This window comes from Nocardioides sp. NPDC051685 (assembly GCF_044453405.1).
In the GTDB taxonomy this organism is placed as follows: domain Bacteria; phylum Actinomycetota; class Actinomycetes; order Propionibacteriales; family Nocardioidaceae; genus Nocardioides.
In genome coordinates, this window is record NZ_JBITCR010000001.1 from 449,944 (window position 1) to 472,169 (window position 22,226).

Below are 22,226 nucleotides of genomic sequence, written 5' to 3' on the forward strand. Positions count from 1 at the left end.
CGGAGAACTCATGACCAGTACGCCCTCAGAGGGTCCGGACGTGCCAGACGGCGCCTCCGAGGCGTACCCGACCCCGGACCCCGGTCTGCAGCTGATCGCCGAGGGGGTCACCGAGCTCGTCGGCTTCGGCGCTGCCGTCATCAACATCCGCCGAGGTGACGAGTTCGAGATCGTCGCCGCCTACGGGGACGAGACCGGTCACACCGTCGACGGCGACATGACTGTCGCCGAGATGCTCGGCACCCGGTTCCCGGTCTCGGTAGTCACCGACCTGCTGGACATGTCGGTGGACTGGGGCGACATCAAGTTCGTCCCCCACGAGAAGAACACCATCGGCGAGGCGGAGGGCTACTGGGTCCCCGACACCGACGAGGACATCCTGAAGGACCCGCAGGACTGGCATCAGCTCGACGAGCTCCTGGCTCCCTTCTACGACGAGAACGGCGAGCTCGTCGGCGTCCTCTCGATCGATCGCCCGACCAACGGTCGCAGGCCCGGCCGGCGGCAGCAGCGGATCCTCAACCGGTTCGCCCGCCAGGCGAGGCGAGCGGTGCTGCTGACGCTGCAGCGCGAATACCTCGAGGAGCGGGCCAACAACCTGCTCGAGGCGCAGAGCTTCCTGCGCGAGGCCAACTCCCAGCTCGGTCTCACCGGGGTGCTCGAGGCCACGCAGGAGGCGATGAGCCGAGGTCTCGACGCGGACGGGCTCTATGTGCAGGCCCAGGACGGCGAGGGCGGGTCCGTGGTCTATGCCTCGCCCGGCCTCGGCTGGAACTCCACCGACAGCAGCAACATCGCCGCAGGCCAGGCCTACCAGGCCACCCGGCTGTGGCACGACGGCCAGCACGCCATCGTCAACCGCGACCTGCTTCGGCACTCACTGCAGCAGGGCGATGTGGAGCAGCGGAAGTACGCCAGGCTCGGCCTCGAGTTCCTCGACGCGGTCGACGCCGACTCGCTCCTGGTCGTACCGATCGGCGTCGAGACCACCGCACTGGGCCACCTCGTGCTGCTGCGTGGCTCGGGACGGCCGCGCTGGACGGACGCCGAGGGGCGGCTCGCGATGGAGTTCGGGCGCGACTTCGGGCGCATCGTGCTCACCTCCAACGCCTACACCCAGGAGCGTGACCTCGCCCAGCGGCTCGCGACCGCCGACAAGGTGCACAGCCGGCTCATCGAGTCCGTCGCCCAGGAGCTGCACAACCCGCTCACCGCCCTCACCACCGGCATCGACGCGATGCGCCACGAGGACCGCGGATCGACGACCTGGTTCCAGCAGGTCGGCAACCTGATCAGCCGGTCCGACCAGCTGGTCGCGATGGTCGACGACCTGCTGCTGTTCTCCCGCTTCTCCGACCCCTCCTCGCGGCCGACCCTGACCCACGTCGACCTGACCTCGCTCCTGCAGGAGATCTTCGAGCAGAGGACGTACGAGTCCGAGAAGCGTGGCATCGAGATGAGCATCGACGTGCCTTCTCGCAGTGTCTACGTGCTGGGCGACCGCAGCGAGATCAAGGCGGCGATCCTCCGCCTGGTCGACAACGCGCTCGTCTACACCCATCGCGGCGGCCATGTGCGGCTCTACATCGTGGAGAGCGCCAGCGAGGCGGCGATCTCGGTGACCGACAACGGGGTCGGCATCCCCGCGGCCGAGCAGATGCAGGTCTTCACCGAGTTCTACCGCGGGACCAGCCAGGCGATCGGCGGCCGGAAGGGCGTAGGCCTCGGTCTCAGCATCGTCGACCGGGTCGCGCGTCGCCACGACGGCCGCGTCACGCTCCGCTCGGAGCCGGGCACCGGCACCCGCGTCTCGCTGGTCCTGCCGTTGGCCCACGACGCGACCTCACTTGGTTAACCGAACGTCACAATCTGGTCGAGACAGCGACCGACGGCTGCACAGGGCGGGCGATTCGTGCAACACTCCGTGGTGCCCAGGTCCTCAGGACTGCCACGCCGTTGCAACACTCGCCGTGACCGACCTCACTGAGAGCAAGGATGCCCCCACCACAGCCAGTTGATGCCCTCGACGTGCCATCGCGCACGTCGAGCAGGATGGCGCTGCCGGTGGTCGATCCGGCCCTGCAGATGATCGCCGAAGGCATCTGCGAGCTGCTCGGTTTCGGCATCGCCGCGATCAACGTGGTCCGCGGCGATGAGCTCGAGGTGGTGGCGGTCCACGGCTTCATCAGCGGCCTGAACGCACACGGCCAGCGCGAGACGGCCGAGGAGATCCTCGGCACCCGATGGGCCCTCGCCGACCTGCGCGACAATCTCGCCCGCGGTGAGAACTGGGGCGCCTGGCGGTTCGTCCCGCACGAGCGCGTGCACCTTCACGAGGGCAGCTGGGTCTCCACCACCAACATGATCGACGCGGCGGACGCCTGGCATCCTCACGACATGCTGATCGCGCCGATCCTCGGCGACGACGGCTCCATCCAGGGCTGTCTCTCGGTCGACATGCCGGTCAGTGGTCGCCGGCCCGACTTCACCCAGCAACGCGTGCTCAATCGGTTCGCGAAGCGCGCCCAACGCGTCGTGCACGGCTACCTCGAGCGCGAGCGGCTCTACGAGCGCGCCGCGAACCTCGAGACCGCCAAGGAGTTCCTCCGCGACGCCAGCTCCAAGCTCAGCCTCGCCGACGTGCTCGACACCAGCCACGACGCACTCATCCGCGGCCTGGGCGCCGACGGCATCTGGATGGCGACCAAGGGCCCCCACAACGAGATGGTCGTGCACTCGACCCCGGGCCTCAACTGGGACCCCGACCCGGGCCTGGCGTCCCTCACCTCGAGGAACACCTCCCGATACTGGGCTGAGGGCACCTACTCGATCCTGTCCCGCGAGCGGATCACGAGCTCCCCGGAGTGGGGTGAGCAGGCCGCCGTCGCCGACAAGTTCTTCGAGACCCTGGGCGCGGACAGCGTCCTGGTCGTGCCGGTCGGGGCCGACCACGAGTGGCTGGGCCACATCGTTCTCCTCCGCGCGCCCGGGCGGCCCATCTGGTCCGACGCGGAGGGCCGGCTGGCCATGGAGCTGGGTCGCGACTTCGGACGCATCGTGCTCACCGCCAACGCCTACACGCAGGAGCGCGACCTGGCCCACCAGCTCGCCGACGCCGACCGCGAGCGCAACCAGCTGATCGAGGCGGTCGCCCGCGAGCTCAGGATCCCGGTCAACGCACTCGGCACGTCGCTGAACGCGCTGAGCGCTGAGCAGGCGAACACCCTGCCGTGGATCGTTCAGGTGGAGACGCTCACCGTACGCAGCGCCCAGATCGAGGGCATCGTCAGCGACCTGCTGCTCCTGTCCCGGATCCGCGACCCGGCCAACGCCCCCGGCGAGACCACGATCGAGATCTCCGAGATGCTCGACGACGTCCTCGACGAGCTCGATCCCGACGCCGCTCAGAAGGACATCGAGTGCGTCCTGACCACACCGACCGGACCGGCGTACGTCGTCGGCGACCCCCGCGAGCTGCGCGCCGCCTTCCTGCACCTGGTGAAGAACGCGCTGACCTACAGCTACCGGGGCTCGCGGGTGCAGGTGATGCTCTACAGCGCCGGCAACGAGGTCACGATCATCGTCGCCGACGCCGGTGTCGGCATCGCCTACGAGGAGCAGTCCGAGGTCTACAAGCCGTTCTACCGAGGCTCCAACTCCGCGCTCGGTGGTTCGCGCGGAGCTGGGCTCGGTCTGACGTTGGTCGATCAGATCACCAGCCGCCACCACGGGTTGGTCGAACTCGACTCCCGCCCCGGCGAGGGCACCCGGGTGGCGCTGACGCTGCCTGGTGTCCAGCTGGCGCGGCGGATGTTCACCGAGGTAACTCGGTGAACGCGCACTGCCTTCGCGGAGCTCCACGAAGGAAGTGCCACTCGACCGAGGTGACTCGGTGAACGGTCAGCGGCTCCCCAGCTTCTGGAGCAGCAGGGCCTCGGCGACGACGACCTTCTTGAACTCGGCGAGGTGGAGACCCTCGTTTGCGCCGTGGGCGCGGGTGTCGGGGTCCTCGACGCCGGTGACGAGCACGCTGGCCTGCGGGAAGGCCTCGAGGAACTCCGCGATGAACGGGATCGAGCCGCCCACACCCATGTCGATCGGGGCGGTGCCGTCCCAGGCCTCGGTGAAGGCGGCGCGGGCCGCGTCGTAGGCCGGGCCGGTCGCGTCCAGGGCGATCGGCTCACCGGTGTCGACGACCTTGGTGGTCAGCTCGGCGCCCCACGGGACGTGCTTCTCCAGGTGCTTGGTGAGGGCGGCGACGGCGTTCTCGCCGGAGTCGCCGGGGGCGATCCGGATGGTGACCTTGGCGCGCGCGCTCGGGGACAGCGTGTTCGAGGCACCGTCGACCTTGGGGGCGTCCAGACCGGTGATGGTGATCGCCGGCTGCGTCCACATCCGCTCGACGGCGCTGCCCTTGCCGACCCACTGCAGGCCCGCGATGGCACCGGACTCGGCACGGAGCCGCTCCTCGGGGTAGTCGACGTCGGCCGCCGGACCGGAGACGAGCCCCTCGACCGCGGGCGCGCCGTCCTCGTCCCAGAGGGTGTTGAGGAGGCGTACGAGGGCCATGATCGCGTCGGGGGCCAGACCGCCCCACATGCCGGAGTGGACGGCGTGACCCAGGGTGCGGAGCTCGACGTCGACACGGATCAGACCGCGCAGCGAGGTGGTCAGGGCCGGGACGCCGATGTCCCAGTTGCCGGAGTCGGCGATGACGATGACGTCGGCCTTCAGCTTGTCCTGGTACTTCTCGAGCAGCTGGGGCAGCGTGGCAGAAGCCACCTCCTCCTCACCCTCGATGAAGAGGCGGACGGTGACCGGGAGGCCACCGTTCTCATCGAGGCTGGCCAGGGCCCGGATGGCGCCGATGTGGGCGGCGATGCCGGCCTTGTCGTCGGCCGCACCGCGCCCGTAGAGGCGGTCGCCCACCTCGGTGGGCTCGAACGGCGGGGTGTCCCAGTCGGCGTGGTCGTTCTCGGGCTGGACGTCGTGGTGGGCGTAGAGCAGGACCGTCGGGGCGCCCTCGGGACCCTTCTTCTCACCGACGATGGCAGGCGGGGCGCCGTCGAAGGCGCGCACGATCTCCACCTCGAAGCCCTCGGCCGCGAAGAGGTCGCGGGTCTTCTCCGCGCTCTTCTCGACCTCGCTCAGGCGCGCGGGGTCCGCGCTCACGGACTCGATCCGCACCAGGTCCTCGAGGTCCTTGCGGATCCCGGGGAAGAGGTCTTCTACACGGGCCTTGATGTCTTCGGTGGAGAGGGTCATAGGGTGAGATTACAAGGGCAGGTAAGCCGACAGGTCGGTGCGTTCTCCCGAGGCCCTCACCCGGGCCTGATCGACGGCGTCGGACCAGGTCATCGCCCCGGTGGCGAGCGCGATCCAGGTGGCCGCGTCGGTCTCGATCACCGCCGGCGGAGTGCCACGGGTGTGCCTGACCCCTTCGACGCACTGCACCGCGGCGTACGGCGGGACCCGGACCTCGACGCTCCTGCCGGGCGCGCGCTGCTCGAGCACGGCGAGGAAGTGCTTGGTGAGGAGCCGTAGGTCGGCCTTGGCAGGCTCCTCGGCGCGTACGCGATCCAGAGCAGCGGCCACGTCGGCGGCGGCCGCGGGCTTGAGTCGAGCTGGCACGTCGCCACCCTATCTGCGGCAGTTGCCCACCGTGGCGGCGCGCGACCACTACGCTCCCGTGACGTGGGACTGGAGAGACTCGAGTCGGAGATGGTGCTGAAGACCGTCGAGACGCTGCACGGACGGATCGCGGCACGCTTCCCCGACCGGGGCCTGGTGAAGGTCGCCGAGGAGCTGTCCGGCCTGATCCGCGAGTCCTCCGGTGTCGGCGACCGGCTCCGGAGACGGTTGCTGTGGACGCGCGCGGTCTCTCGCGTGCTGATCCTGGCCGTCCTCGCGCTGACGCTGGTCGCCATCATCTGGGGCCTCGCGACGGCGTTCAGCGACGAGACGCTCACCGGTGTCCAGTGGCTGCCGCTGATGGAGAGCACCGTCAACGACCTGATCTTCGCCGCGGTCGCGATCTTCTTCCTCTACACGATCCCGGAGCGGCTGCTGCGGTCGCGGGCGCTGAGGCTGCTGCACCGGCTGCGCTCGCTGGCCCACATCATCGACATGCACCAGCTCACCAAGGACCCCGAGCGACTTCGTACGGGATTCACGCCGACCTCGGCCAGCGTCCGGCTCACCCTCGACGCCGACGAGCTGATCCACTACCTGGAGTACTGCTCGGAGCTGCTCAGCCTCGTCGGCAAGACCGCCGCGCTGTGCGCCGAGGACTCCCAGGACAACGTCGTCCTGGACACGGTCAGCACCGTCGAGGGCCTCACCGTCGATCTCTCCCGCAAGATCTGGCAGAAGATCCAGGTCGTCGGCGAGCTGCGCGAGGAGCAGTCGTCCTCCGCCTAGGCTCCGTTTCATGAGGTCACAGACGGATTGGTCGATCCTCGCGGTCGAGGCCGACTCCGGGGAGGTGCTCATCGAGTCCGACCCGGATCTGCTGCTGCCGACCGCCAGCGTCGGGAAGGTCTTCCTGCTGCACCACCTCGCCGAGCTGCTCGACGAGGACGACTCGCTGGGACAGCTGTTGCTGCGCAAGGACAGTGTCAAGCCGGTCGCCGACAGCGGGCTGTGGCAATACCTCGACATCCCCGCCCTGACCATGACCGACTGCGCCCGGCTGGTCGGCGCCGTCTCGGACAACCTGGCCACCAACGTGCTCCTCGACCACGTCGGTCTCGCTCCGGTCCAGGCGGTCGCCTCTCGGCTCGCCCCGGGTGGGTCGATGCTGAACGACTCGGTCCGGGACGTACGGACGCCGGCGGACCCGCCGACGCTCTCCCTCGGCTGTGCCGCCGACTGGGTCGCCTACTTCCGTACGCCGCACCCGACCGTCATGTCCTGGCTGGCGCCGGCCACCGACCTGTCGATGGTCTCCTCCGCCTTCGGCCTGGACCCGCTGGCCCACGCCGACCCGGCCCTGGGTCTGCGGGTGTGGAGCAAGACCGGCACCGACGACGGCGTCCGCGCCGAGGTCGGGCTGCTCGACGTGGCCGGCCGGCGGGCGGCGTACGCGGTCATCTGCCGCTTCGAGGGCGAGGTCGTCCCGGTGCTGGGTCAGATGCGGGCGTACGGCACGCTGCTCCTGGATGCGCTGCGGGACGGCTACCATCCAGGTTCCGGTCCGGCTCAGTAGGAGAACAGTTGTTCAGCATCGACCTCGGAAACGGCGCGGAGATGGTCCTGCGCGACCGATCGACCGACTTCGCCGTCCACAAGCTCATCAACGCCAACCTCGACCACCTCCGCGAGTGGGAGCCGTGGGCGCACGGCAACCAGACCATGCTGAGTGTCGCCGGGTTCGGCACCTACCTGCTGAACCAGTGGGTGAAGGGCGAGGCGATCCCGTGCGTCATCCGCCAGGACCGCGAGGTCGCCGGCGCCACCACGGCGCGGATCAACCTCTACGAGAAGTCGGCCACGATCGGCTACTGGCTGGGCGAGGCCTTCGAGGGTCGTGGCCTGGTCACCCGGGCCGTCTCGGCGATGCTGGACACGCTCTTCAACGAGTACGACATCGCCCGGGCGATCATCGACACCTCCGTCCACAACAAGCGCAGCCGCGCGGTCGCCGAACGTCTCGGCTTCACCCACGAGGGCACCATGCGCGGCGCTCAGGCCTATCCGGGCGAGCGCCGGGACCTGGTGGTCTACGGGCTGCTGCGCGAGGAGTGGCTAGGGCGTCGAGCCTGAGCGGACGAACCGCTCCCCCGCCTGCTTGACCATCTCGGCCAGCTCGGCGGGCTGCTCGACCGTGAAGTCGGCGTCGACGCCGGCGAGGATCATCATCGGCCAGCCCAGATCGTCGGCCTGCATCCGCAGCCGGCAGCCGCCCTCGGCGGGCTCGACCTCGCCCCAGCGGCCCACCCGCCGCGCGACCACGTCGGGCTCGACGCGGAGGTGGACGCAGATGTCGTGGGCAGCCGGACGGGAGCGGATCCCCGCCTGCACGTACGCCGCCGCGTCGCCACCGGGGATCTCCCGCGGGCGGAACGTCTGGCCGGTGGTCGTCGGGTCGCTGACCCGGTCGACGCGGAAGGAGCGCCAGTCCTGGCGGACCCGGTCGTAGGCGAGGAGATACCAGCGGTTGCCGAGCGACACCAGGCGGTGGGGCTCGACGCGGCGCCGGGTCGGCTCGGCCTCGGGCGCCTGATAGGTGAAGGTGAGCGCCTCGTCGTCGCGGCAGGCCTGCGCCAGGATCCCGAGCACGCCGGCGTCCAGCGGCACCCGGCCGCCCCAGGGGATCGAGTCGGTCTGCGAGGTGACCGCGTCCATCCGCCGCCGCAGCCGCGGCGGCATCAGTGCGACGACCTTCCCCAGCGCCTGGGCGGAGACGTCCCCCATCCCCGCGACCATGCCGGCGGCCGCGGTGCGCAGCCCGACGGCGATCGCGACCGCCTCCTCGTCATCGAGGAGCAACGGCGGCAGCGCGTTGCCGGCCCGGAGCTGGTAACCGCCGGCCACCCCTCGGGTGGCGTCCACGTCATAACCGAGATCGCGCAGCCGCTCGATGTCGCGCCGCAGCGTGCGATCGCTGACCTCGAGGCGTACGGACAGCTCCGTGCCGGGCCAGAAACGATGGGTCTGCAGCAGCGAGAGCAGCTGCAGCATCCGGGCGCTCGTGCTCATGCCGCCACCTCCGTAGCGCAAGCGCCATCATACGGACGCGGCGGCATGACAGATCGGATTGTCGCTCGCTGACGCTCGCTCATGCCGTCGACCTTAGGCCTCATTGCGGCCAGGTAGTGGCCTGATTCCGGAGGGAACCTGGCCCGAGCCCGCGCGACGGTCGGCTCGCCCCCTCCTCGAGCCGACCGTCGTCGCGCTACTCCCCTCTTACCCATTCGTCGGACTTCTAAACCGGTTCTCGCAAGAATTTTTCAAAAGCGGACAGAAACTGGCCGGATGACTTCAGAGGCTGGAGACATGACGAACCACACCAACCAGCGGCCGGTGATCCGCACCGAGGCTCTGACCAGGCACTTCACCAGAAGCAAGAAGACCGTCGAGGCCGTACGCGGGCTCGACCTCGAGATCCACCAGGGCGAGCTCGTCGCCTTCCTCGGCCCCAACGGAGCCGGCAAGTCGACCACCCTGCGGATGCTGACCACCCTGATCCCGCCGACCTCCGGCACCGCCGAGGTCGCCGGCCACGACGTCGTCCGCTCGCGGGCGTCCGTCAGGCGGTCGATCGGCTACGTCGGCCAAGGCAACGCGGCGGCCTTCGTCCAGCGCGGCCGCGACGAGCTGATGTCGCAGGCTCGCGCCCACGGCATCCCGCGCGTGGCTGCGAAGGCGCGCATCGAGGAGCTGCTCTCCGCCTTCGACCTCCAGGAGTACGCCGACCGGCCGGTCCAGACGCTGAGCGGCGGCCAGCGGCGGCGGCTCGACATCGCGATCGGGCTGCTCAACCATCCCGAGGTGCTGTTCCTCGACGAGCCCTCGACCGGCCTCGACCCGCAGAACCGCGCCAACCTGCAGGAGCAGATCCGCCGACTCCACCAGGACGGCACCACCATCGTGCTCACCACCCACTACCTCGAGGAGGCGGACGCGCTCGCCGGGCGCGTGATCGTCATCGACCACGGGGTGGTGATCGCCGACGACACCGCCACCCGCCTCAAGGAGAGGCTCGGCGACCTGATGCTCCTCGGCTTCGCCACCGAGGCCGACGCCACGACTGCCGCCGCCCGCGCCGAGTCGGCACTGACCGGCCCGACGCTCATCGAGCGGGACGGGACGCAGGTCTCGATCCGTACGCCGCGCGGCGCCGACAGCGCCCCGGCCCTGGCCATCGATCTGGCCGCCCACGGCACGCCAGCGATCCGGATGGAGGTCCACGCCCCCACCCTCGACGACGTCTTCCTCGACCTGACCGGCCGCAGCCTGCGCGAGTCGGCCGAGACCACCGAGTCCATCACCCAGACCGAAGGAGCAGCAGCATGACCACCCTCACCGTCCCGGCCGCACAGGTCCGACACACCACCCGGGTGCCGAGCAGGCCGACCGGATTCCTCACCGACACCTGGACCGTGCTGCTCCGAGAGCTCACACCCAAGCTTCGCCAGCCGGCCTCGATGCTCTTCGCGATGATGCAGCCGCTGGTCTTCCTGGGCCTCTTCGCGCCGCTCCTGCCCGACGTCGAGAACGGCAGCGCGCTGCAGTGGTTCGTGCCGGGCATCGTCGTCATGACCGCGCTGATGGGCGCCTCGATGACCGGCGCCGACCTGACCGCGGAGATCCGCTCCGGCTCCCACGAGCGGCTGCTGGTCTCGCCCCTGTCCCGGCCGTCCCTGCTGGTCGGACGGGCCCTGAAGGAGGTCGTGCCGGTGCTGTTCCAGACGGCCGTCATCCTCGCCGTGGTGACCCCGTTCAGCTTCGACCTCCACCTCGGCGGGGTCCTGGTCGGAGCCGTCATCGTCTCGCTCTTCGCGATCGGCCTGGGCGCGCTCAGCTTCGCTCTCGCCACCGCCGCGAAGGAGCAGGACTGGGTCTTCTGGACGGTCCAGCAGATGCTGATCTTCCCGCTGCTGCTCCTCTCCGGCGTCCTCCTCCCGCTCGACGGCGCACCCGGCTGGCTGCGGTTCCTCAGCGACATCAACCCGATGACGTACGTCGTGGAGGCGGAGCGGGCGCTCTTCGCCGGTGAGTTCCCGGCCGATGTCGTCATCGGCGGCTTCGTCGCGGCGGCAGCCGTCGCGGCGTTCGGGGTGCTGGTCGGCGTACGGACCATGGAGAAGTCGAGCTGAATCTCTTGACCTCAAGTCAACTTCAGGTTCGAGACTGAACGCATGACTCGACAGCCCAGCCCGACAACGATCGTGCTCACCGTCATCGCCGGCACGGTGATGATCCCGATCGACATCACGATCGTCGCGGTCGCGATCGCCCGTCTCTCCCAGGAGACGGGCGCTTCGCTGCCGGTGATCCAATGGGTCGCCACCGGCTACACGCTCGCGCTGGCGACGGTCATCCCGGCCGCGGCCTGGGCGATCAGCCGGTTCGGCGCCCGCCAGGTGTTCCTGACCGCGATCGGTGTCTTCACCCTCGGCTCCGGCCTGGTCGCGGCGTCGTGGAACGTCGAGTCGCTGATCGCGTTCCGGGTGCTGCAGGGGCTCGGCGGCGGCTTCGTGATGCCGGCCGCGATGACCCTGACGCTGCGCTCGGCACCACCCGAGGAGCGCGGCCGACTGATGGCCCTGATGGGCCTGCCGGTGCTGGTCGGTCCCGTCTTCGGACCGGTTCTCGGCGGCTGGCTGCTCGACACGATGTCGTGGCGGTGGATGTTCCTGATCAACCTGCCGCTGGGCCTGCTCGGTCTCGTCCTCGGGATGCGCAACCTCCCGCGGCTGGAGCGGGGACCGAGCGCCCGCCTGGACGTACGCGGCCTGCTCCTGCTCCCGCCCGCGATGGCGCTTCTGGTGCTGGGCACCTCCTTCGCCGAGGGCACCCTGCTCGACGCCCAGGTGCTGGTCCCGATCGGGGCCGGGATCGTCCTCGTGGCGCTCTTCGTCCGGCACGCGCTCCGCGCCGCGGCACCGCTCCTGGACATCCGGCTCCTCGGCCGCCGCCTCACGGGTGGCAGCGCCGCGCTGCTGGTCTGCTTCGCCGGCGGCTACTTCGGCTCGATGATCCTGGTGCCGCTCTACTGGCAGGTCGTCCGCGGCGAGTCCGCCACCACCGCAGGTCTGCTGATGGCTCCCGCAGGCGTCGCAGCCGGAATCATGATCCAGATCTCCGGGCGCCTCATCGACCGCTTCCCGCCGCTGCCGGTGATCGGCTCGGGCATCGTCGTCTCCACCCTGGGCTTCGGCGCCCTGGCCCTCCAGCTGAGTGCCGACGCCCCGATGCTCGCCCTGGCCCTCACCCACATGGTGGCGACCGCGGGCGCCGGGTTCGTGATGCTGCCGACGATGACCATCGCGACCCGCTATCTCGAGGACAGCGCCATCCCGGCCGGCTCGACGCTGATCAACGTGATGAACCAGGTCGCCACGGCGCTGTGCACCGCCGGCGTCTCCGTGCTCCTGGCCGCCGCCCTCTCGGCCCGTCTCCCCGGGCTGGGCGGCGACGGCATCGGAGCGCTCAGCGCGGTGTCGCCGGCCGAGCTCGATGCCGTCGCACCGCTGGCCGCCGAGGCTCTGCGCGTCGCCTTCTGGCTCCCGGTCACGATGATGGCGATCTCGGCGGCGGTCGCGTTCGTCGTCTTCCGGCGTACGTCCTCGGCTCGGACGGCACCGGCCGAGGACCGTCAGCCCGTGGCCGCGGTCGCCGACTAGGTCGCTACCACTGGCGTCGGGTGCCGGGATACGGGTGGGGGCGGCCCGGGACGGGACGGCCGGGAACGGGGTAGCCCGGGTAGCCGGGGTGGGGCCGAGCGGGAGGGACCGCACCCCGGTGGACCGGGCCGCCGCCGGGGTAGGGTCCAGCCGGCCTCCCCGGCCGAGTCGCCTCGAGGTCGCGCCGGCGTCGATCGCGACTCCGGCGCCGCGCCAGCAGGAACGCGCTGAGCAGCCCGAGCGCGGACAGCCCGAGCACCGCGACGGCCATCTCGACGTAGCCGATCCCGAACAGCCCGCTCGAGACAGCAGTCGGACCGTCGGAGGCGTCGGTGAAGGTCACCGGGCCGGCCGTCTCCGAGTCGTCCCCGGGCAGGGCCGCGCTCGACTCCGGCGAGGACGGTGACGCCGAGGCCGACGTCGAGGGCGATGCCGCAACGGACGGCGTACGCGACGGGGCCGGCGACGCCGTCGCCGACTTCTTGGGCTTCGAGGTCTGCCGAGGAGTCGGCGCCTCGGTCGTCGCGGGCGCGGTCGGCGCCTGCGCGGTGGCCTCCGGTGTCGCGGTCGGGCGCACGCCCCGCGGGTATTTCGCGAAGACCTGGACGCCCCAGCTGGTGCCGTCGACCACCACGAACGCGATCCCGATGTGGGTGTAGTCGCCCAGGATGTTGGCGCGATGCCCCTCGGAGCTCATCCAGCCACGGTGCATCTCGGCCCCGGTCGGGTAACCCATGGCGACGTTCTCGCCGATCCCCTGCCAGCCCTCCGGCACCTGCTCGGCGAGGTCGGGGTTGTGCGAGAGCTCCCCGTCGGCGGCGATCTTGTAGGCCCACTTCCGCGCCAGCCCGTCGAGGGCGGAGTCCCGCGTCAGCGGGTCCAGACCGGCATCGGCACGAGCGGCGTTCGCGAGCCGCTTGATCGTGCCGCCCTCCCCTGCGGAGGCCGGACCGGCACCGACGAGCAGCGCGGCTGCCGCCAGCAACAGGGCAAGGACAACGGACACGGGGCGATGCAGGTGGGGGAACATCCCCGCCAGGGTATCGACCTTTACTTGGGGGCGCCGCGCTCGATGTGGCGCTCGATGTGGGCCGCGATGCCGGCCATCAACAGGCTCTGCCCGAGGGCCGACGGATCGTCGGAGTCGGATCCCTCACCAGGCGAGGCCGGCCGCCAGGTGGCCATGGACGCCATCAGGTTCGGGAACCGCTCCGGATCGGCGTACGTCACGAGCATCTGCTCGAAGGAGGCATAGGGGTTGTCCGGTTCGGACAGCGCCGCCTCGACCTCGATCTTCGCCTCGCCCACGGCGTACTGCGCGACGATGCCCAGGATCGCCAGCTTCTCCTCCGCGGGCAGTGTGACGTCGCGCAGATAGTAGAAACCCAGGTCGATCCAGGCCAGGCGCTTCGGACCGGGGAGCGTGGCCGCGATCGGCAGGTCCAGGAACCATGGCTTGCGCACCGCCAGGTCGACCTGGGCGCGCATCCAGGCCGCCAGACCCTCGCGCCATTCCAGGTCACGGTCGGGCTCAGGCAGGTCGGCACAGAGCCGGTCGGCGAGCAGGATGAGCAGCTCGTCCTTGTTCTTCACGTGCCGGTAGAGCGCCATCGGCGAGCAGCCGACCGCCTCGGCGACCCGGGCCATCGAGACGGCGGCAAGGCCCTGCTCATCAGCGATGACATAGGCGGCCTCGACGATCTGGGCGACGCTCAGCGCCGGCTTCGGGCCACGCCGGCCGGCCGGAGGCTTGCCCCACAGACGAGGGATCAGGTCAGAACTCATCGCGTCCATCATGCCCTGCTCCTCCCCGAAACCGATTGACCGCCCATCCGATCTGCGTATTCTATAAACAGTTAACGTCATACGCTATTAGATCGGACGGCCCATGAGCACAACGACAAGACCTCTGACCCGCCCATGGTGGCTGTTCCCGCTGGGCGCGGCGACGGTGATCTTCCTGGTCTCGGCGCTGCCGCGATACGTGGGTCTGGACCCGTCACAGTCGCTGGTCGCCACCGACCGCGGGCCCGCCTTCTATCCCGCCCTGGTGACGCACATCTTCTTCGGCTCGGTGATGCTCTGCTGCGGCGTACTCCAGCTGTGGCCGTGGCTGCGCGCCCACCACCCGAAGGTGCACCGCTGGACGGGGCGGACCTATGTGGTCACCGGCATCCCGACGGGCGTGGCGGCGCTGGTCACCAGCCAGTTCCCCGCCGCCGGACCGGCGCAGCAGGTCGGCAACACCTTCCTGGGCGTGCTGTTCCTGCTGTTCACGGTGCTCGGCTACCGCGCCGCCCGGCAGCGGCGCTTCAAGGACCACCGCGAGTGGATGTACCGCAGCTACGCGATGGCGTTCTCGATCGTCGCCAACCGCTTCTGGGGCATGGTGCTGCTCATGATGTTCGTGCCCGAGGTCATGACCGGCGCCGACATCGGCACCGAGGACCCGACCCTCGCCAGTGCCGCCGCGGCGTCTGCCTGGGTCAGCTGGGTCGTGAACCTGCTGATCGCCGAGTGGATCATCCACCGGAAGCCGCGGCGGCGAGGGAACCGTCAGGCCAGCGCGTCCCGCAGCGTCGAGCGCCAGACGCCGGTGAGCTCCTCGAGCGGGATCTCGACGGCGCCGCCGTCGTAGGAGATCTGGTAGGCGGAACCACCGGTCACACCGAGCTTCGTCGCCGCGACCCCGTTGCGCTCGGCCAGCGAGGTGAGCCGCTCGACGTCGTCGGCCTTGACGGTGACGATCGCGCGGGCGACCGACTCCGAGAAGAGCGCGACGAACGGGTCGCCGGCGATCGTGACGGAGACGCCGATCCCCGACGACATCGCCGGCTCGGCCAGGGCCTGCATCAGGCCACCGTCGGAGAGGTCGTGGGCGGAGGTGACGAACCGTGCCTCCAGCAGCAGCTCGGCGAGCGCCTTCTCGGCCGCCAGGTTCACCTTGGGCGGCAGGCCACCGAGGTGACCGTGCACGACGTGGGCCCACTCCGAGCCGGAGAGCTCCTCGTGGGTCTCACCGAGCAGCACGACGACCTCGTCGGCTGCCTGGAAGTCCGAAGGCGTACGCGTGGTGACGTCCTCGATCACGCCGAGCGTCGCGACCACCGGCGTGGGGTGGATGGCGACCTCACCGGTCTGGTTGTAGAGGGAGACGTTGCCGCCGGTGACCGGGATGCCGAGCTCGAGGCAGGCGTCCTTCAGGCCGCGGGTGGCCTCGGCGAACTGCCACATCACGTCGGGGTCCTCCGGGGAGCCGAAGTTGAGGCAGTCGGAGATGGCCAGCGGCTTGGCGCCGACGGAGGCGACGTTGCGATAGGACTCCGACAGGGCGAGCTGGGCGCCGGCGTAGGGGTCCAGCTTGGCGAAGCGCCCGTTGGCGTCGGTCGCCAGGGCGACACCGAGGTTGGTCGACTCGTCGACGCGGATCATGCCGCCGTCGGACGGCTGGGACAGGACGGTGTTGCCGCGCACGTAGCGGTCGTACTGCTCGGTGATCCAGGACTTGTCGCACAGGTTCTCCGAGGCGACCAGCTTCAGGATCGTCTCGCGGAGCTCGTCGGCGGAGGCCGCACGCGGGAGCTTCTCGGCGACGTCGGCCTGCAGCGCGTCCTGCCACGACGGGCGGGCGTAGGGGCGCTCGTAGACCGGGCCGTCGTGGGCCACGGTGGTCGGGTCGACGTCGACGATGGTCTCGCCATGCCAGTCGACGCGCAGCCGGCCCTCGCCGGTGACGGTGCCGATCACGGCCGCCTCGACGTCCCACTTGGCACAGATGTCCATGAAGGTCGCCTCGTCCTCGGGCGCGATGACCGCCATCATCCGCTCCTGCGACTCGCTCATCAGGATCTCCTCCGGAGCGAGCGTCGAGTCACGCAGCGGCACCCGCTCGAGGTGCACGTGCATGCCGCCGTCACCGGCGGCGGCGAGCTCGGAGGTGGCACACGAGATGCCGGCCGCGCCGAAGTCCTGGATGCCGCGGACGATGCCGGCGGCGAAGAGCTCGAGGGTGCACTCGATCAGCAGCTTCTCCATGAACGGGTCGCCGACCTGGACGCTCGGCCGCTTCGCGGGGCCGTCCTCGTCGAACTCGACCGACGCCAGGATGGAGGCGCCGCCGATGCCGTCGCCGCCGGTGCGCGCGCCGTACATGATCACCAGGTTGCCGGCACCGCTTGCCTTCGCGAGGTGGAGGTCCTCGTGGCGCAGCACACCGACGCAGAGCGCGTTGACCAGCGGGTTGCCGAGGTAGGAGGCGTCGAAGACGGCCTCACCACCGATGTTGGGCAGACCGAGGCAGTTGCCGTAGTGACCGATGCCGGACACGATCCCGGGCAGCACCCGGTGGGTGTCCTCCTCGGAGAGCGGACCGAAGCGGAGCGGGTCCATCACGGCGACCGGTCGCGCGCCCATCGCGAGGATGTCGCGGACGATGCCGCCGACGCCGGTCGCGGCACCCTGGTGGGGCTCGACATAGCTCGGGTGGTTGTGGGACTCGACCTTGAAGGTGACCGCGTAGCCCTGCCCGACGTCGAGCACGCCCGCGTTCTCGCCGATGCCGGCGAGCATCTTGCCGGCCGGGGTCTCCTGCGGGATCTCGCCGAACTGCTTCAGGTGCACCTTGGACGACTTGTAGGAGCAGTGCTCGGACCACATCACCGAGTACATCGCCAGCTCGGCACCGGTCGGCCGGCGCCCGAGGATGCGGCGGATCTCGGCGTACTCGTCCTCCTTCAGGCCGAGCTCGGCCCAGGGCTGCTCGCGGTCGGGGTCACCGGCAGCGTGGTGCACGGTGTCCAGGAGCGGAAGATCGGACGCAACGGCAGCGGACGAAGTCTCGGTCACGGGCAGAAATCTACGTCAGAAGTGCCCAATCCCCCGAGTCGTCACCCGGGCGCCGATCATCTGGGCAGCCCGCGCCACTCCCGCAGGTCGCGGATCTCACCGAACTCCTCGAGCGCCTGCCGGGCGACCTCGCCGTCCCCGGCGTAGGCGGCGACGCCCCAGCCGTGTCCCTCCACCATCTCGGCGGTGACCCAGGACGCCTCGCCGTGCGGGGTGGGCAGCCGCCGCGGACGCCAGGAGAGCGACATGGCGCCGTCGGGGCGCTGCTCGATCCTCGGGGTCGAGCCGGTGGTGGCGTACTTCTTCTGGCCCGTCTGCCACGTGCTCCAGTAGGCGTAGTGGAGGTGGACCCGGCTGCCCCGCCAGGTCATCGAGCACTCGACGAAGAGGTCGCGCCGGCCGGTCTCGGCGCGGGTGCACTCGCCGCTCCGGGCGGCATCGTCGTAGCCGGGGAAGACCCACCTCATGCCGTCCTCGCCGCGTGGGTCCGGGCACCGGGTCAAGGATCCGGAGCCGTTGCCGTCCCAGCAGACGTAGGGCGTGTTGGGCTGCTTGGTGGTCGAGCTGACCTGGTCGGCGACCGCGAACGGCCCGCCCACCTGGCCGCCGTAGGCGACGTGGATGATCCCGGCGACCGTGAGCGCGAGCAAGACGGTGATCGCGAAGAGGACCGGCGTCACCCGATCACGTCGCTGCTGCACAGGTCCCCACCCCCTTTGCGATCCGTTCCTTTACCAAGTTAACGCCGCCGCACGGCTTTGGTTAGGGCCCATCAACCCGCCAGGACCAACGTCCCGGACGTCCGTCACCCGAGACTTCCGATCATCGACCGAGCCGCCCTCTAGTCTTCTATTCGTAGTTATTCACTAGAGAAAGGCCACACGGTGTCCTCCCCCAGCACGTTCAGTCGGCGCAGCCTCCTGGCAACCGGGGCCGGCGCGGTCGCCGCCACCGGCCTCGCCACCCCCACCAACGCCGCCGCCGAAGAGCCGTTCAAGGCCCGTAAGGTCAACCGGCCCCGGCGCAGGCCGAACCTCCTGATCATCCTGGGCGACGACCTCGGCTGGGCCGACCTGTCCGCCTACGGCTCCCCGGACATCAGGACGCCCAACCTGGACCGACTGGCAGCCTCGGGCGTGCGGTTCACCGATGCCTACTCCGCCTCCTCGGTCTGCTCCCCCACCCGCTTCGGGCTCTACACCGGGCGCTATCCCGGTCGCCTCGCCGGCGGGCTGCCCGAGCCCATCTCGTCGCCCAACAAGCTCCACGGCATCCCGCTCGATCATCCGACGCTCGCCTCGCTACTGAAGGAGCAGGGCTACGCGACGGCCCTCTTCGGCAAGTGGCACTGCGGCTACCTGCCCTGGTACAGCCCGACCCGGGTCGGCTGGGACGAGTTCTTCGGCAACTTCTCCGGCGGGCTCGACTACTTCTCCAAGATCAACCACAACGGCGACCACGACCTCTACGAGGACGAGGTGGAGGTCGAGGACCTCCGCTACTACACCGAGATCGTCACCGAGAAGGCCGTCAGCTTCCTCGAGCGCGACCACGACGCCCCGTGGCTCCTGAACCTCAACTTCACCACCCCGCACTGGCCCTGGGAGGGACCCGAGGACAAGGCGGTGAGCGATGAGCTGACCGCCCGGATCGAGGACGGCGAGAAGGGCGTGCTCTTCCACAACGACGGCGGCTCGCTGGCGACGTACAAGACCATGGTCGAGGACCTCGACCAGTCGATCGGCCAGGTCATCAAGGCCCTCGAGCGCACCGGCCAGCTCCGCGACACCGTGGTCTTCTTCGCCAGCGACAACGGCGGCGAGCGGTTCTCCAACGTGTGGCCGTTCACCGGCGCCAAGTCGGGGCTCAACGAGGGCGGCATCCGGGTGCCCACCATCCTGAGCTGGCCCGGCACCCTGCCCGGTCGCCAGGTCAGCGACGAGCCCGTGGTCACGACCGACTGGACCGCGACCTTCCTGGAGCTCGCCGGCGCGACGCCGGCGGCGGACTACCCGCTGGACGGCACCAGTCTGGTCCCGCTCCTCTTCGGTGGCCGGCCGCGCGAGACCCAGGACCTCTTCTGGCGGATGCGCGGTCAGCGGGCGCTGCGCCGCGGCTCGCTGAAGTATCTGCAGCTCGACGGCACCGACCACCTCTACGACCTGAGCGAGGACGTACGCGAGCAGGCCGATCTGGCTCGGAAGCGGCCCGAGGACCTGGCGGAGCTCAAGGCTGCCTGGGAGAAGATCAACGAGACCCTGCTGGCGTACTCCTGAGACGACCGGAGCGAGGTCGAGCGGCGAGCTTGCTCGTCCGCTCGCGCCGAGCGAGGGAGTAACCGAGCGAAGCTCGGACGTATGCCTGGGCGAGTCCCCTGGTAACTGAGTGACAGTTGTGACTACCGTGACGAAATATGCGGGACTCCACCAGGTTCAAGTACGTCAGACGGGCACTCGGCGCGAGCCTGATCTCCGGCGTCGTCGGCGTCGCGGGGCTGGCAACACCCAGCCCCGCGGCGGCCGCGAACCCGGTCACCCCGGGCAACTTCACCGGCTACGGCTTCGACCAGTGCCAGGCGCCGTCACAGGCGGCGATGGACCGCTGGTGGAAGCACTCCAACTTCGGCGCGGTCGGCATCTACATCGCCGGCAACTCCCGCGGCTGCCGCAACCAGACCAATCTCAGCGCGACCTGGGTGCGCACCCAGCAGGCCCGCGGGTGGCGACTCCTGCCGATCACGCTCGGTCCGCAGGCATCCTGCAACCCGCACTTCCCGCGCTACCGCGACGACCCGCGGATCAGCGCCAACTCGACCGACCAGTACGCGACCGCCAAGCGCCAGGGCGTCGCCCAGGCCAACGCGACCGTGGACGCCGCCAAGCGCTACGGCATCGCCGCCGGGAGCACGATGTTCTACGACCTCGAGGGCTTCGACATCGGCAACAAGCGCTGCCGTGAGTCGGCGATGTGGTTCGCCTCGGCCTGGAGCTACCGGATCAAGAGCCTCGGCTACCGCCCGGGTCTGTACTCGAGCGCGTCGTCCGGGATCAAGGCGATGTACGCCGTCTGGCACGCCCAGCCGCGCGGCTTCGTCTACCCCGCGGACCTGTGGATCGCCGACTGGGACGGCCGCGCCGGCACCTCGACCCGCTACATCCCCGACTCGCCCTGGAACCCTCACAAGCGCGTCAAGCAGTACCGCGGCCCGCACAAGGAGACCCACGGCGGCACCACCATCGAGATCGACTCCAACTTCGTCGACCTCGGCCGGGGCTCCTACGCGCGACCGGTGACCCACTGCGGCGGCGTGCCGGTCAGCTTCACCAGCTATCCCGCCCTCAAGCCGCGCACCAGCTCCTACACCCCCTCGCCGATCTACACCAAGGCGCTCGAGTGCATGCTCCGCGAGCGCGGGAACTTCGGCGGGCCGATCGACGGGACGTACGACCGCGGGTTGGTGAGCTCGATCAACGCCTGGCAGCGCTCGCACGGGCTGACCGTGCGCAAGACGTGGACCCAGGGTGCCTGGAAGACGCTGTGGGCGGCGAACAGCCGTCCGCTCCTCAAGCGTGGCTCCGCCGGCGAGAGCGTCCGCGACCTCCAGCGCGCCCTCAGCGCCACCTCCGCACCCGAGCGTCCGAAGATCACCGGCGTCATGGACTGGAACACCCAGGTCGCCCTCGTCGCCTACCAGAAGCGCCTCGGCCGCACCGCGACCGGCATGGCCACCGAGGTGACCTGGTACGACCTGGCCCACGGCCGCTGAGTTCGAGGTCGTGAAGCTGAGCGTGACCTATGAGCCACGCTCAGCTTCACAACTCCTCGGGCGCCGAGCAGAACAGGTGCTGCTCGGCGCTCGCGTGTCCGACGGTCTGCATTCCGTCCTCCTCGGTCCGCGGCGTCATCGATTCGGGGAAGGGTGAGGAGACCACGCCCAGGCAGAACCTGACCTCATCGACATCGCTAGGGATCGACAACGGCCCAGATCCGAAGTCGCTTCCGAACGGATGGAACCAGGTCAGCGGCACGGCAGACATCACATCGCCCTCGACAGTCTCACCCGGCGCCACCTCCGTGACTCCGACTCGCGGAACCGACTCCCAGGTCTGGTCGGTGTCGGGGAACCCGAAAAGCGCCTGCGACAACAGCACACCGCCACCGGCATCCTCGGTGACGTACGCCGCGTCCTCCCGGTAGCGGACGCCGGCCCCAGCCGCCACCCCCGGGCGGTTGACGAGCATCAACGGCTTGTCACCGCCGTTGGCGAACCGGTAGCTCACTTGGACCCCGGTCTCGCCGACTGTCACGTCGGCATCGAACGTCGCCTCCGGGGACGGCGCCGGGCCCGTAGGACCGAACTCGCCGTAGGGCGAGTCCTCAGCGCACCCGCCGAGTGACATCAGCAGTGCCACCACCAGTACGCCGGCGCGCATCATCAGTCCAGGGACGTCGGATCGGAGCAGAAGATCTGCTGGGCCTCGGCGGCCGAGTCGGAGTGGGCGAGACCCGTCACGTCGGCCGGCACACCGTCGGGGTAGAGGTCGCGGAGGTCGAGGACACCGACGCAGAAGATGACCTCCTCGACCGGGTCCGGAAGCCCCGGGACGGAGTCGTCGTCGAACGGTCGATACTCCTCGAGCGGCAACGGCACGCGTACGTCCCGCTTCAGCTCCTCACCCGCAGCGAGCTCGACCCAACCGACCGCCGGCATCTGGGCGAACGTCTTGTCGTCGGGCAACGCGAAGACCCGCTTGCTCACCTCGGCCCTGCTCCCACCGCTGCCCAGGACGTAGACGGTGTCGGCCGACTCCGGCTGCAGCGCCCCGTTGGCGTACGTCGGCACCGAGTCGATCACGTAGACATCGGTGTCCGCGTCGTTGACCACCCGATAGCTGATCTCGAGCGCATCGCCGGCCGTGGCGATCTCTGACTCGAACCGGACCCCGTCGATCTTCCGCTCCCCCTCGGGAGCCTTCGCGCAGCCACTCATCATCAGACCTCCCGCCGTCAGCAGTGATGCGAGCATCATCA

General features: G+C 69.9%; 20 protein-coding genes. 11 read left to right on the forward strand and 9 right to left on the reverse strand.

From position 1 onward, the window contains the following. Positions 1-10 precede the first annotated feature (10 nt). Positions 11-1,855 (forward strand): sensor histidine kinase, encoded by a 1,845-nt coding sequence (locus tag ACIA03_RS02245; RefSeq protein ID WP_396978810.1) that lies wholly within the window; start codon positions 11-13, stop codon positions 1,853-1,855. 173 nt (positions 1,856-2,028) lie between these two features. Further along, on the forward strand, positions 2,029-3,834 hold the full coding sequence (locus ACIA03_RS02250; protein ID WP_396978812.1) for a sensor histidine kinase: 1,806 nt from the start codon (positions 2,029-2,031) through the stop codon (positions 3,832-3,834). A 66-nt stretch (positions 3,835-3,900) separates the two neighbouring features. Here ACIA03_RS02250 and ACIA03_RS02255 read toward each other — a convergent pair whose 3' ends face one another. Then, entirely contained in the window at positions 3,901-5,265 is a 1,365-nt protein-coding gene (locus ACIA03_RS02255; protein WP_396978814.1) for a dipeptidase, read from the reverse strand. 9 nt (positions 5,266-5,274) lie between these two features. Further along, complete coding sequence (locus ACIA03_RS02260; RefSeq protein WP_396978816.1) at positions 5,275-5,631, reverse strand: sterol carrier family protein; 357 nt, start codon at positions 5,629-5,631, stop codon at positions 5,275-5,277. Positions 5,632-5,694: 63 nt separating this feature from the next. Here ACIA03_RS02260 and ACIA03_RS02265 point away from each other — a divergent pair, with 63 nt between their 5' ends. From ACIA03_RS02265 to ACIA03_RS02275, 3 genes are read left to right on the forward strand one after another with little or no spacing between them, the layout of a single operon-like run. Next, positions 5,695-6,420, forward strand: coding sequence for a hypothetical protein (locus ACIA03_RS02265; protein WP_396978818.1), 726 nt, complete (start codon positions 5,695-5,697; stop codon positions 6,418-6,420). Positions 6,421-6,430: 10 nt separating this feature from the next. Further along, the gene (locus ACIA03_RS02270) at positions 6,431-7,207 is read left to right on the forward strand and encodes a serine hydrolase (protein WP_396978820.1); all 777 of its coding nucleotides are present in this window, start codon (positions 6,431-6,433) and stop codon (positions 7,205-7,207) included. Positions 7,208-7,215: 8 nt separating this feature from the next. Further along, entirely contained in the window at positions 7,216-7,764 is a 549-nt protein-coding gene (locus ACIA03_RS02275) for a GNAT family N-acetyltransferase (protein ID WP_396978822.1), read from the forward strand. On the opposite strand, the gene ACIA03_RS02280 is transcribed toward ACIA03_RS02275, so the two are convergent. Continuing rightward, the gene (locus tag ACIA03_RS02280; RefSeq protein ID WP_396978824.1) at positions 7,747-8,700 is read right to left on the reverse strand and encodes a helix-turn-helix transcriptional regulator; all 954 of its coding nucleotides are present in this window, start codon (positions 8,698-8,700) and stop codon (positions 7,747-7,749) included. The genes ACIA03_RS02275 and ACIA03_RS02280 overlap by 18 nt on opposite strands. Before the next feature lie 297 nt (positions 8,701-8,997). Here ACIA03_RS02280 and ACIA03_RS02285 point away from each other — a divergent pair, with 297 nt between their 5' ends. Genes ACIA03_RS02285 through ACIA03_RS02295 form a run of 3 tightly spaced genes read left to right on the forward strand, consistent with a single transcriptional unit; the run spans position 8,998 to position 12,350 of the window. Then, a complete protein-coding gene (locus ACIA03_RS02285) occupies positions 8,998-10,017 on the forward strand; it encodes an ATP-binding cassette domain-containing protein (RefSeq protein WP_396978826.1) in 1,020 nt (339 codons plus the stop codon). Further along, positions 10,014-10,820: an ABC transporter permease gene (locus ACIA03_RS02290; RefSeq protein ID WP_396978828.1), complete on the forward strand. Its 807-nt coding sequence runs from the start codon at positions 10,014-10,016 to the stop codon at positions 10,818-10,820. Before ACIA03_RS02285 ends, ACIA03_RS02290 begins: the two co-directional genes overlap by 4 nt. A 42-nt stretch (positions 10,821-10,862) precedes the next feature. After that, the gene (locus ACIA03_RS02295; RefSeq protein ID WP_396978830.1) at positions 10,863-12,350 is read left to right on the forward strand and encodes a DHA2 family efflux MFS transporter permease subunit; all 1,488 of its coding nucleotides are present in this window, start codon (positions 10,863-10,865) and stop codon (positions 12,348-12,350) included. Between the two features lie 4 nt (positions 12,351-12,354). Here the strand turns inward: ACIA03_RS02295 and ACIA03_RS02300 are convergent, their stop codons facing one another. Continuing rightward, positions 12,355-13,356, reverse strand: a complete 1,002-nt coding sequence (locus tag ACIA03_RS02300) for a CAP domain-containing protein (protein ID WP_396978832.1) — start codon at positions 13,354-13,356, stop codon at positions 12,355-12,357. A 44-nt stretch (positions 13,357-13,400) separates the two neighbouring features. Further along, positions 13,401-14,135, reverse strand: coding sequence for a TetR/AcrR family transcriptional regulator (locus ACIA03_RS02305; RefSeq protein ID WP_396978834.1), 735 nt, complete (start codon positions 14,133-14,135; stop codon positions 13,401-13,403). A gap of 103 nt (positions 14,136-14,238) precedes the next feature. Between ACIA03_RS02305 and ACIA03_RS02310 the strand changes: the two genes are divergently transcribed. Next, positions 14,239-14,988, forward strand: coding sequence for a DUF2306 domain-containing protein (locus tag ACIA03_RS02310; protein ID WP_396978836.1), 750 nt, complete (start codon positions 14,239-14,241; stop codon positions 14,986-14,988). Here the strand turns inward: ACIA03_RS02310 and purL are convergent. Together purL and ACIA03_RS02320 are read right to left on the reverse strand one after the other, a co-directional pair. Next, positions 14,907-17,195, reverse strand: a complete 2,289-nt coding sequence (purL, locus tag ACIA03_RS02315) for a phosphoribosylformylglycinamidine synthase subunit PurL (RefSeq protein WP_396978838.1) — start codon at positions 17,193-17,195, stop codon at positions 14,907-14,909. The genes ACIA03_RS02310 and purL overlap by 82 nt on opposite strands. A 56-nt stretch (positions 17,196-17,251) precedes the next feature. Then, positions 17,252-17,896, reverse strand: a complete 645-nt coding sequence (locus ACIA03_RS02320) for a hypothetical protein (RefSeq protein WP_396978840.1) — start codon at positions 17,894-17,896, stop codon at positions 17,252-17,254. Positions 17,897-18,079: 183 nt separating this feature from the next. On the opposite strand from ACIA03_RS02320, the gene ACIA03_RS02325 reads away from it, so the two are divergent. Then, positions 18,080-19,471 (forward strand): sulfatase-like hydrolase/transferase, encoded by a 1,392-nt coding sequence (locus tag ACIA03_RS02325; RefSeq protein ID WP_396978842.1) that lies wholly within the window; start codon positions 18,080-18,082, stop codon positions 19,469-19,471. A 137-nt stretch (positions 19,472-19,608) separates the two neighbouring features. Next, positions 19,609-20,961, forward strand: coding sequence for a glycoside hydrolase domain-containing protein (locus ACIA03_RS02330; RefSeq protein WP_396978845.1), 1,353 nt, complete (start codon positions 19,609-19,611; stop codon positions 20,959-20,961). A 46-nt stretch (positions 20,962-21,007) separates the two neighbouring features. Here ACIA03_RS02330 and ACIA03_RS02335 read toward each other — a convergent pair whose 3' ends face one another. Continuing rightward, entirely contained in the window at positions 21,008-21,628 is a 621-nt protein-coding gene (locus ACIA03_RS02335; RefSeq protein ID WP_396978847.1) for a hypothetical protein, read from the reverse strand. Positions 21,629-21,630: 2 nt separating this feature from the next. Continuing rightward, a complete protein-coding gene (locus ACIA03_RS02340) occupies positions 21,631-22,221 on the reverse strand; it encodes a hypothetical protein (RefSeq protein ID WP_396978849.1) in 591 nt (196 codons plus the stop codon). Positions 22,222-22,226 lie beyond the last annotated feature (5 nt).

Coding starts and splice junctions, on each gene's coding strand:
- ACIA03_RS02245 (WP_396978810.1), top strand. CDS start 11: ATGACCAGTACGCCCTCAGAGGGTCCGGACGTGCCAGACGGCGCCTCC.
- ACIA03_RS02255 (WP_396978814.1), bottom strand. CDS start 5,265: ATGACCCTCTCCACCGAAGACATCAAGGCCCGTGTAGAAGACCTCTTC.
- ACIA03_RS02270 (WP_396978820.1), top strand. CDS start 6,431: ATGAGGTCACAGACGGATTGGTCGATCCTCGCGGTCGAGGCCGACTCC.
- ACIA03_RS02280 (WP_396978824.1), bottom strand. CDS start 8,700: ATGAGCACGAGCGCCCGGATGCTGCAGCTGCTCTCGCTGCTGCAGACC.
- ACIA03_RS02285 (WP_396978826.1), top strand. CDS start 8,998: ATGACGAACCACACCAACCAGCGGCCGGTGATCCGCACCGAGGCTCTG.
- ACIA03_RS02290 (WP_396978828.1), top strand. CDS start 10,014: ATGACCACCCTCACCGTCCCGGCCGCACAGGTCCGACACACCACCCGG.
- ACIA03_RS02295 (WP_396978830.1), top strand. CDS start 10,863: ATGACTCGACAGCCCAGCCCGACAACGATCGTGCTCACCGTCATCGCC.
- ACIA03_RS02305 (WP_396978834.1), bottom strand. CDS start 14,135: ATGAGTTCTGACCTGATCCCTCGTCTGTGGGGCAAGCCTCCGGCCGGC.
- ACIA03_RS02310 (WP_396978836.1), top strand. CDS start 14,239: ATGAGCACAACGACAAGACCTCTGACCCGCCCATGGTGGCTGTTCCCG.
- ACIA03_RS02330 (WP_396978845.1), top strand. CDS start 19,609: ATGCGGGACTCCACCAGGTTCAAGTACGTCAGACGGGCACTCGGCGCG.
- ACIA03_RS02335 (WP_396978847.1), bottom strand. CDS start 21,628: ATGCGCGCCGGCGTACTGGTGGTGGCACTGCTGATGTCACTCGGCGGG.
- ACIA03_RS02340 (WP_396978849.1), bottom strand. CDS start 22,221: ATGCTCGCATCACTGCTGACGGCGGGAGGTCTGATGATGAGTGGCTGC.